Genomic DNA, 9995 nt, shown 5'->3' with positions numbered 1-9995 from the left:
AAGATGTCGGCCTTGTCGACGACCTCGTCCAGCGTCGTCACCTGGTAGCCGTCCATCGCCGCCTGCAACGCGCAGATCGGGTCGATCTCCGTGACGATCACCCGCGCGCCCTGGCCACGCAGCGACTCCGCACACCCCTTGCCCACATCACCGTAACCACAGACCACCGCGGTCTTGCCACCGATCAGCACATCGGTCGCCCGGTTGATGCCGTCCACCAGCGAATGACGACAACCGTACTTGTTGTCGAACTTCGACTTCGTCACCGCGTCGTTCACATTGATCGCCGGGAACAGAAGGACACCATCACGCTGCATCTCGTACAGACGATGGACACCCGTCGTGGTCTCCTCGGTGACACCACGGATCTCGGAGGCCAGCGCGGTCCACTTCTGGGGGTTCTCGCCCAGGGTGCGGTGGAGCAGCTGGAGGATGACGCGGTGCTCGTCGGACTCGGCGGTGTCCAGCGCGGGGACCTCGCCGGCCTTCTCGTACTCGACGCCCTTGTGGACGAGGAGGGTGGCGTCGCCGCCGTCGTCCAGGATCATGTTCGGGCCGCCCGTGGGGCTGTCCGGCCAGGTCAGCGCCTGCTCCGTGCACCACCAGTACTCCTCCAGCGTCTCGCCCTTCCAGGCGAAGACCGGGATGCCCTGGGGGTTGTCGGGCGTGCCGTTCGGGCCGACGGCGATGGCGGCGGCCGCGTGGTCCTGGGTGGAGAAGATGTTGCAGGAGGCCCAGCGGACCTCGGCGCCGAGGGCGACCAGGGTCTCGATGAGCACGGCGGTCTGCACCGTCATGTGCAGGGAACCGGTGACACGGGCGCCGGCCAGCGGCTGGGCCTCGGCGTACTCCTTGCGGATCGCCATCAGGCCCGGCATCTCGTGCTCGGCGAGAGTGATCTCCTTGCGGCCGAACACGGCCAGAGAGAGGTCGGCGACCTTGAAGTCCTGTCGGTTGTCGACAGTCGTCATTGCGAGCTGCTCCTCGGGATTGGGTCGAGGTGGGTACGGCTGGTCTGCGCGGCGGCGGACACAGGGGTGCCCGAGAAGAGGACACAGGCATGCCCGCGTACGCGCAGCGCAGTCCGTCGGAGGCCCTCTCTCCCTCGGTCGGTCCGCTTCGGGACCGCCCGACCGCCATCAGCAGCGACGTCTGGCTCCGTCCCAAGCTACACCGGACGGCCGGGTCGGCCCCAGTCCGCATCCGCATGGTTCCGGCCGCGCGCGAGGCGGTTTCGAGGCGCGGCGAGGGGGCAGAAGGGCGGCCGCTGGGGGCGCGGAAAGTGGGGAACAGGAGCCCACAGACCGGTGCGAGCGGGGACTTTCGCACCTTGGGGCCGGGGCGGGGTGGGGCAGGATGCAGGGGAGCCGGGGCCGTCCGGTTCCGCTCGCGAGGTGTCCGATGGAACGGTGCCTCGCGCGACGAAGGCGTTAGGAGATCGACGTGACCAGTCCGGCCGGCCCTCCCTCGACGGATGGCCGCGATGACGAGCGGCGGCAGGTCAAGCTGCTGGCGGTGACCGCCTGCCCGACCGGCATCGCGCACACGTACATGGCGGCGGAGAAGCTCGCGCAGGCCGCCGCGATCCGTGGCATCGAGATGAAGGTGGAGACCCAAGGGTCCATAGGGGCCGAGAACGTCCTCGATGACAACGATGTCAGAAGCGCGGACGGCGTCATCGTCGCCGCCGACAAGGACGTCGACCTGAGCCGGTTCGCGGGCAAGCGGGTGCTGACGGTCGGGGTCGCCGAGGGCATCCGCCATCCCGAGCAGCTGATCGAGCGGGTGCGGTCGGCGCCCGTGTACGCGCCGGGCGGGGAAGCCGGCGGTTCGGCGGCCCGGTCCGCGGGTGGCGCCGGCAGGGAGCGGGGGCCGGTGTACAAGGCGCTGATGAACGGCGTGTCGTACATGATCCCGTTCGTGGTCGTCGGCGGTCTGCTGATCGCGGTCTCGCTCGCGCTCGGCGGGCATGCGACGTCCAAGGGCTATGTGATCCCGGACGGCACCTTCTGGGCACATGTCAACGCGATCGGCGGGATCGGCTTCCAGCTGATGATCCCGATTCTGTCCGGTTACATCGCCTACGCGATCGCCGACCGGCCGGCGCTGGTGCCGGGCATGATCGGCGGCTGGATCGCCAACACGGGCGAGCTGTACGACTCCAAGGCGGGCGCGGGCTTCATCGGGGCGATCGTGACCGGGTTCCTCGCCGGGTATCTGGTGCTGTGGATCAAGAAGGTCCGGGTGCCGAAGTTCGTGCAGCCGATCATGCCGATCATCGTGATCCCGATCGTGGCGACGACGGCGCTCGGGCTGTTCTTCATCTACGTCATCGGCAAGCCGATCTCCTGGGTCTTCGAGCATCTGACGAGCTGGCTCGGCGGGATGACGGGGACGAGCGCGATCCTGCTCGGTGCGATCCTCGGGCTGATGATCGCCTTCGACATGGGCGGGCCGGTCAACAAGACGGCGTTCCTGTTCGGCGCGGGACTCATCGCGAGTGGCAACCAGACGGTGATGGGCATGTGCGCGGTAGCGATCCCGGTGATGCCGCTGGGGCAGGGGCTGGCCACGCTGATCCGCCGGCGGCTGTACACCGAGCAGGAGCGGGAGACTGGGCTCGCGGCGCTGTTCATGGGCTGCTTCGGTATCTCGGAGGGTGCGATTCCGTTCGCGGCGGCGCGGCCGGCGCAGGTCATCCCGGCGAACATGCTGGGCGGTGCGGTGGCCGGTGCGGTCGCGGGGCTGGCCGGGGTGAAGGACGCGGTGCCGCACGGGGGGCCGATCGTGGCGGTGCTGGGCGCGGTGAGTGGGGTGCCGACGTTCTTTGTCGCTGTGGTGATCGGGTCGGTGGTCACCGCGTTGGTGACTGTGGCGTTGGTTGATGTGAGTGGGCGTCGGGGGCGTGTGGGGGCGGTCGTGGGGGCTTCCGGTGGCCCTTCGGATGCGGGTTCGGGTGTGGTGGGGAATGGGTTCCCACCCGCACGCCCTGTGCGGCAATCGGCGTCGGCGGGTGCGGGTGTGGGACCGGGTGTGGGTATGGGTGTGGCGTCGGGTGGGGGCTTGCCTGGGCAGGTGGGGGTAGAGGGTGCTGCGGTTGAAGGTGGGGCCGTGGAGGCGCCGGGGGCGGTGCTTGTGTCGGCGGATGCGGGTGCCGCGGCTGAGGGTGGCGGGGACGACGTGCTCTCCGGGTATCTCACCGGGCGCACGGTGAAGGTCGCCCTCGCCGCCGACGACAAGGGCGCCGCGATACGGGAGATGGCCGAGCTGCTGAACCGTAGCGGGCGGGTCGCCGATGTGGGCGAGTTGGTGGCGACCGCGCTGCGGCGGGAGGAGCAGGGGACGACCGGGCTCGGTGAGGAGATCGCGATCCCGCATGCCAAGACGGACGCGGTGACCGCGCCGGTCGTCGGGTTCGCACGGTCCGCCGAGGGCGTCGAGTGGGGGTCGCTGGACGGTACGAAGGCCCGGCTGGTCTTCATGATCGCCGTACCGGAGGCGGCCGCGGGCGACGAGCACCTGCGGATCCTCGCGCTGCTCTCGCGCAAGCTGATGGACGCCGGGTTCCGGGAGCGGCTGCTGTCGGCGCCGGACGAGCGGGCGGTCCTCGACGTGCTCGCCGAGGTCGGGTGAGCTGACGGGAAGGGAAGTGTGCGGGCCCCTGGGGGGGCGGGCCCGCACCGTCTCCGCTCCCCTACCGCAGGGCGTCCGGTCCCCTACCGCTCCCTCTGCTGACCGCCGGACGGTCCGCGTGCAGTGCGCTGGCGGGGAGCGGCTATTCTCCGCGCCGAGGGCGGGGTACCGGGAGGGTGGAGCATGGTGGGCAGCGGGCGGGGACGGGGGCTGGGGATCTCGGCGCTCGTGGTGGGGCTGCTGGGGGTGGTGCTGGCGATCGGCGCCTTCGGCTGGCTGCGGGCCTCGTACGGGGTCTCCACTGTGGCGGGCGGCAGCATGGCGCCGACCTATGAACCGGGTGACCGGGTGGTGTGGAAGCGCATCGACGGGAGCGAGCTGCGGCGCGGCGACGTCGTGCTGTTCACGCCGCCGGAGTCCTACGGCGTCGACGCGCTCCTGATGAAGCGGGTCGTCGGCGTGGGCGGGGACCGGGTGCGGTGCTGCATGCCGGTGGGTTCGCGGGAGCGGATCACCGTGAACGGGAAGCCGGTCGAGGAGCCGTACGTCCACGGCGGTGACGCCGATGGCGCGCACCGGCCGTATGACGTGACGGTCCCTCGGGGGCGGCTGTTCCTGCTGGGCGACTACCGCGCGAACTCCCAGGACTCGCGCTTCCATCTGGACGAGCAGGGCGGGACGGTGTCCATGGACGCGGTGCGGGGCCGGGTGGCGGACGACCGGTCGGCCCCGGCCCTGCTGGTCGCGGCTCTGCTCCTGGGAGTCGTGCTGTTTCTCGTCGGCGTCGGACTCGGGATCGGCTTCCTCGTCGTACGACGGCGGAAGGCGCCGACGGTGCCGGTGCTGCCCTGGCCCACGCAGTCGGTGGGGAGCTGAGGTGCCGGGAGCAAGTACGCCCCGGTGGAGGCCTCAGTGGCCAGGCGTGTGGGGGTTCGGGCCGCCCGGGGTCGCCTCCGGGTCGGGGCCCTTGGCGGCCTCGGCCTCGCTGTAGATGTCCGGTTCGAGGTAGATGACGCGGGCGATCGGGACGGTGGCGCGGATACGGGCCTCGGCGGCGTTGATGGCGTTCGCGACCTCGGCGGCCGTGTCGTCGTGCTGGACGGCGATCTTGGCGGCGACCAGCAGTTCCTCGGGGCCGAGGTGGAGCGTGCGCATGTGGATGACTCCGGTGACCGTGTCGCCGTCGACCGTGGCCTCCTCGATCTTCTTGATCACGTCCAGGCCCGCCGCCTCGCCGAGCAGCAGCGACTTGGTCTCGGCGGCCAGAACGAGGGCGATGCAGACGAGCAGGACGCCGATGCATACGGTGCCGATGCCGTCCCAGACGCCGTTGCCGGTGAGCACGGCAAGGCCGACGCCGAGGAGGGCGAGGACCAGGCCGATGAGCGCGCCGAAGTCCTCCAGCAGGACGACGGGCAGCTCGGGGGCCTTGGCGCGGCGGATGAACTGCGCCCAGGACAGCCTGCCGCGCAGTTCGTTGGACTCCTTGATGGCCGTGCGGAAGGAGAAGCCCTCGGCGATGACCGCGAAGACCAGGACGCCCACCGGCCAGTACCAGTGCTCCAGTTCGTGCGGGTGGCTGATCTTCTCGTAGCCCTCGTAGATGGCGAACATGCCGCCGATGGAGAACAGGACGATCGAGACCAGGAAGGCGTAGATGAACCGTTCGCGGCCGTAGCCGAAGGGGTGTTGCGGGGTGGCCTCGCGCTGGGCCTTCTTGCCGCCGATGAGCAGCAGGAACTGGTTGCCGGAGTCGGCGAGGGAGTGGACGCCCTCGGCGAGCATCGAGGAGGAGCCGCTGAACGCGAACGCCACGAATTTCGACACCGCGATCGCGAGGTTGGCGCCGAGTGCCGCCACGATCGCCTTCGTACCGCCTGACGCGCTCATGTGTCCGCGTTGTCCCTTCGCCTCTGAAGCACTCGGAGCCCTCGTCCGTCCACGCCGATCCAGGCGTGTCCCGGCTTTGCCCGGCCTTTGCCGGTGGGCCATTCTTGCAGCCCGGCCGGGCCCCGGCGCCTCAGGTATCCACAACCCCGGTCATATGATCCACAAACTGTCCACAGCCTGGGTCACACGATCACGGTGGCACGGAAGAGCGTGCCCGTGCCCGAGATCTCCGTCTTCTCGCCGGCCGGGACGAAGACCGACTGACCAGGGCTCAGCTCGTGCTCGCCGGTGCGGACGGCCCCGGCCGTGCAGAGCAGGATCTGAGGGGTGTCGAGGGTGAGGTCGTGGGCGGCGGTGCCCTCGGGGAGGACGTACCGGGACAGGCGGAACTCGTCGATCGGTGTGTCGTAGACCTCCTCGCCCGCCGGGGAGGCCTCGGGGCGCAGTACGCCCGGGTCGCTCGCCTCGAAGCGGACGACGCGCAGCAGTTCGGGGACGTCGACGTGCTTGGGGGTCAGGCCGCAGCGCAGGACGTTGTCGGAGTTGGCCATGATCTCGACGCCGAGGCCGTTCAGGTACGCGTGCGGGATGCCGGCGCCGAGGAACAGGGCCTCGCCGGGCTGCAGGCGGACGTGGTTGAGCAGCATGGCCGCGATGACGCCGGGGTCGCCCGGGTAGTGCTGGGCGAGGTCGGCGTAGGGGGCGTAGTCGCCGCCGAGGCGGGTGCAGGCGGCGGTGGCCTCGGCGACCGTGCGGGCCATCTCCTCGGGGTCGGCACTGAGGATGGCGGTGAGCACCTCGCGCAGGGCCGCGTCCTCGGGGTGGGCGTGCAGCAGGTCGACGTACGGCTTGAGGGAGTCGACGCCGAGGCCGGCGAGCAGGTCGGCCGCCTGGACCGGGTCGCGGAAGCCGCACAGGCCGTCGAACTCGGTGAGCGCGCAGATCAGTTCGGGCTTGTGGTTGGCGTCCTTGTAGTTGCGGTGCGGGGCGTCGACCGGGATGCCGCGCCGCTCCTCGTCGGCGTAACCCTCCTTGGCCTGCTCCAGGTTGGGGTGCACCTGGAGGGAGAGGGGGGCGCCGGCGGCGAGGATCTTGAGGAGGAAGGGCAGGCGCGGGCCGAACTTCGCTACGACCGCCTTGCCCAGCTCGGCCTCCGGGTTCGCGTCGATGACCTCGACGAGCGTCCCGCGCGAGGTGCGCGAGGGGGCTCCGGGGTGCGCGCCCATCCACATCTCCGCCTGTGGTTCACCGGTCGACTCGACGCCGAGCAGGTGCGGGATGGCGGTGGTCGAACCCCAGGCGTAGGGGCGGATGGCGTTGTCGAGGCGGTCCATGTGTCTTCTCTGTCTCCGTAGGTACGGCTGCTCAGCCGGCGGCGGTGCCGGACGCCGTGCTGGTGGTGGGCGCCGTGCTGGTGATGGGTGCGGGCGATCCGGCCCGTGACCAGGTCAGGCCCTCGAAGCGAGCGCCAGGTAAACAGCGGCGAAATCCGTGACGGCGATCAGTTCCGCGAGCGTCTCCAGTTCGCCTCCCTCCTCCGGTTCCAGCTCGCTGATCGGCGTGTCGTGGCTGAGGGCCAGGTCACGGGCGGCGGGGGCGGCGGTGAGGCCGCCGATCGGGCGATCGCGCAGCAGCACTACGCGCGCGTGCAGCGCGGGCTGCTCCTCGACGCGGTCGCGGAAGAAGTCGTCGGGGTCGGCGCTGGCGGCCAGCGGGCCGGCCAGCAGGGCACTGTGCGCGGCGAGCGCCTCCGGGAGTTCGGCGACGAGCGCGGGGCGGCCGGCCAGCTCGGCGAGGGCGGCGGAGAAACGGCGACCGGCGGGGCCCGCCGAGGTGCCCTCCGTCCACACCACGGGGAGTGCGTCGGCCAGTTCGGCGGCCAGGGTCTTGGCCGGGTTGCTGTAGGTCGCGATGGCGGGGCCGCAGCGCTCGGCGACGTGGTCCAGGCGGTCGGCGACCTTCTCCAGGGCGTCCGCCGGGGCGTTGAGCAGTCCCACGCGGTCCAGTAGCGCCAGCAGCGGGGTGAGCAGCGCCCAGAAGACGCCCGGGGAGGACCCGGCGAGCGGTTCCTCCTGGTCGTACGGCGCTGTCGCCATCGGCACGAACAAGCCATGGGCGCCGGCGACCGCCTCGGCGAGCGGGGTGCGGGGCGGGGCCACGGCGACCAGCGAGCAGCCTCGGCGGTAGGCCTGGTCGGCGAGGAGGGAGAGGCTGGGCTCGGTGCCGTCCGGGGTGGCGATCAGCAGCAGGTCGACGGAGCCGGCCCAGCCCGGGAGTTCCCAGCGCAGGGCACCGGCGGCCGGGGCGACGCCGACCGGGGCCAGGCGGACCACGGGGCTGCCGACGCCGGCCAGGGTGCCGAGGAGGTCGGCGGTGTGGGTGGCGGCGGTGCCGGGGCCCGCGATGAGGACGGCGCGGGGGCGGCCGTCGGGTTTGAGGTCGCCGATCCCCGCCTCGACGGCGTGCCGGGCGGCGGTGCGGACGCGGGCGCCGGCCTCTGCGGCGCCGCGCAGCAGGCCTCGGCGGTCGGCCTCGGCGAGGCCCTCCGGGGTGTCGAGCAGCGATTCGTCCAGCATGGGCGGCAGCCTCCGGTCGCCGGGGGCCCTGTGCGGGGCCTTCCAGGGGGCGCCTCTTCGCTACGTGGTGGGCGCCGTTTCGCTACGAGGGGATCTACGACGGGTCTACGAGAGGGATCTACCAGAGAGATCTACGAGGGGATGGGCCTCGTCACGCGGGGCGGCGGGCCTCGTCCACGAGGAGGACCGGGATGTCGTCGCGGACCGGGTAGGCGAGGCCGCAGTCCTGGCCCGTGCAGATCAGCTCGGTGTCCTGCTCCTTGAGGGGGGCGTGGCAGGCCGGGCAGGCGAGGATCTCCAGGAGGCCGGCTTCGAGCGGCATGAGGTGTCCCTTCGGGGGCGTGTTCGTGACTGTGGACGTGCCTGGTCAGCGTACCGCTGGTGGACAGGCCGAGCTGGGCGGTCGGCACCGTCCAGGGGGCGGCGCCCCCTGGACCTCGGCCTATGCCGCCCTCCCCCGCGCTTCACTCGGCCTGCCGGGGAAGCTCGGCTCCGTGATCTCAGGCCCTGATGATCGCCAGGGCCTCGTCCCTGATCTTCGTCATCGTGGCCTCGTCCTTCGCCTCGGCGTTCAGGCGGAGGAGGGGCTCGGTGTTGGAGGGGCGGACGTTGAACCACCAGTCGGGGGCGGCGACTGTGAGGCCGTCGAGGTCGTCCAGGGTGATGTCGGCGCGGTTCTCGTACGCGGCGCGGATCGCGGCGAGGCGGTCGGCCTGGTCGGCGACGGTGGAGTTGATCTCGCCGGAGCCGACGTAGCGGTCGTACTGGGCGGTGAGGGCGGACAGCGGGCCCTCCTGGCCGCCGAGGGCCGCGAGGACGTGCAGGGCGGCCAGCATGCCCGTGTCGGCGTTCCAGAAGTCCTTGAAGTAGTAGTGCGCGGAGTGCTCGCCGCCGAAGATCGCGCCGGTGCGGGCCATCTCGGCCTTGATGAAGGAGTGGCCGACACGGGTGCGCACCGGGCTGCCGCCGTGCTCCTTCACGACCTCCGGGACCGTACGGGAGGTGATCAGGTTGTGGATGATCGTGCCCGTGCCGCCGTTGCGGGCGAGTTCGCGTGCGGCGACCAGCGCGGTGACCGCGGACGGGGAGACCGGGTCGCCGTGCTCGTCCACGACGAAGCAGCGGTCGGCGTCGCCGTCGAAGGCGATGCCGAGGTCGGCACCCTCCTCCGGGACGCGCTTTTGCAGGTCCACCAGGTTGGCCGGGTCGAGCGGGTTGGCCTCGTGGTTCGGGAAGGTGCCGTCCAGCTCGAAGTACATCGGGACGAGGGTCAGGGGCAGGCCGGCGAAGACGGTGGGGACCGTGTGGCCGCCCATGCCGTTGCCGGCGTCGACCACGACCTTCAGGGGGCGGATGGAGGTGAGGTCGACGAGGGAGCGGAGGTGCGTCGCGTAATCCTCCAACGTCTCGCGGGAGGACAGGGTTCCCGGCTGGGCGACCGGTTCGGGGGCGCCCGACTCCAGCCACCGCTCGACCAGTTCGCGGATCTCGGCGAGGCCGGTGTCCTGGCCGACCGGGGCGGCGCCCGCACGGCACAGCTTGATGCCGTTGTACTGGGCCGGGTTGTGGGAGGCGGTGAACATGGCGCCGGGCAGGTTCAGCGCGCCCGAGGCGTAGTACAGCTGGTCCGTGGAGCACAGACCGATCTCGGTGACGTTCACTCCGCGGTCGGCCGCGCCGCGCGCGAAGGCACGGGTCAGGCCCGGGGACGACGGCCGCATGTCATGGCCGACGACGATCGCCGCCGCACCCGTCACCTCCGCGAAGGCGGCGCCGAAGAGCACGGCCAGTGACTCGTCCCACTGGTCCGGAACCACTCCCCGTACGTCGTACGCCTTCACGATCTGCGACAGATCAGCAGTCACGGCCAACCCTCCTGAAAGTCCTATGGGTGCC

8 protein-coding genes are annotated in these 9995 nt (G+C 71.3%); 2 read left to right on the top strand and 6 right to left on the bottom strand.

Annotation, left to right across the window (positions count from 1 at the left end; all coding sequences use genetic code 11):
* Nucleotides 1–971: adenosylhomocysteinase (locus AB0L75_RS10155; RefSeq protein ID WP_365178023.1), on the bottom strand; the 971-nt coding region annotated here is incomplete at its 3' end.
* 472 nt (nucleotides 972–1443) lie between these two features.
* Here AB0L75_RS10155 and AB0L75_RS10150 point away from each other — a divergent pair.
* Together AB0L75_RS10150 and lepB are read left to right on the top strand one after the other, a co-directional pair.
* Nucleotides 1444–3633 (top strand): fructose-specific PTS transporter subunit EIIC, encoded by a 2190-nt coding sequence (locus AB0L75_RS10150; RefSeq protein WP_365178020.1) that lies wholly within the window; start codon nucleotides 1444–1446, stop codon nucleotides 3631–3633.
* A gap of 183 nt (nucleotides 3634–3816) precedes the next feature.
* On the top strand, nucleotides 3817–4509 hold the full coding sequence (gene lepB / locus AB0L75_RS10145; protein ID WP_365178017.1) for a signal peptidase I: 693 nt from the start codon (nucleotides 3817–3819) through the stop codon (nucleotides 4507–4509).
* A 33-nt stretch (nucleotides 4510–4542) separates the two neighbouring features.
* Here lepB and AB0L75_RS10140 read toward each other — a convergent pair whose 3' ends face one another.
* From AB0L75_RS10140 to AB0L75_RS10120, 5 genes are all read right to left on the bottom strand, one after another.
* Complete coding sequence (locus AB0L75_RS10140; protein WP_365178014.1) at nucleotides 4543–5523, bottom strand: cation diffusion facilitator family transporter; 981 nt, start codon at nucleotides 5521–5523, stop codon at nucleotides 4543–4545.
* A 182-nt stretch (nucleotides 5524–5705) separates the two neighbouring features.
* On the bottom strand, nucleotides 5706–6857 hold the full coding sequence (manA, locus tag AB0L75_RS10135; RefSeq protein ID WP_365178010.1) for a mannose-6-phosphate isomerase, class I: 1152 nt from the start codon (nucleotides 6855–6857) through the stop codon (nucleotides 5706–5708).
* Between the two features lie 114 nt (nucleotides 6858–6971).
* Nucleotides 6972–8099 (bottom strand): SIS domain-containing protein, encoded by a 1128-nt coding sequence (locus AB0L75_RS10130; RefSeq protein ID WP_365178007.1) that lies wholly within the window; start codon nucleotides 8097–8099, stop codon nucleotides 6972–6974.
* Between the two features lie 151 nt (nucleotides 8100–8250).
* On the bottom strand, nucleotides 8251–8421 hold the full coding sequence (locus AB0L75_RS10125; protein ID WP_133046004.1) for a Trm112 family protein: 171 nt from the start codon (nucleotides 8419–8421) through the stop codon (nucleotides 8251–8253).
* 178 nt (nucleotides 8422–8599) lie between these two features.
* On the bottom strand, nucleotides 8600–9964 hold the full coding sequence (locus AB0L75_RS10120; protein ID WP_365178004.1) for a phosphomannomutase/phosphoglucomutase: 1365 nt from the start codon (nucleotides 9962–9964) through the stop codon (nucleotides 8600–8602).
* Nucleotides 9965–9995 lie beyond the last annotated feature (31 nt).

The organism is Streptomyces sp. NPDC052101, assembly GCF_040680235.1.
Lineage (GTDB): Bacteria > Actinomycetota > Actinomycetes > Streptomycetales > Streptomycetaceae > Streptomyces.
Note: the sequence above shows the minus strand (reverse complement) of the source record. Positions and strands in the feature narration are given on the sequence as shown.

Excerpts from the sequence above, each read along its gene's own strand:
- lepB (WP_365178017.1), top strand. The coding sequence starts at position 3,817 with ATGGTGGGCAGCGGGCGGGGACGGGGGCTGGGGATCTCGGCGCTCGTG.
- AB0L75_RS10125 (WP_133046004.1), bottom strand. The coding sequence starts at position 8,421 with ATGCCGCTCGAAGCCGGCCTCCTGGAGATCCTCGCCTGCCCGGCCTGC.
- manA (WP_365178010.1), bottom strand. The coding sequence starts at position 6,857 with ATGGACCGCCTCGACAACGCCATCCGCCCCTACGCCTGGGGTTCGACC.
- AB0L75_RS10130 (WP_365178007.1), bottom strand. The coding sequence starts at position 8,099 with ATGCTGGACGAATCGCTGCTCGACACCCCGGAGGGCCTCGCCGAGGCC.
- AB0L75_RS10140 (WP_365178014.1), bottom strand. The coding sequence starts at position 5,523 with ATGAGCGCGTCAGGCGGTACGAAGGCGATCGTGGCGGCACTCGGCGCC.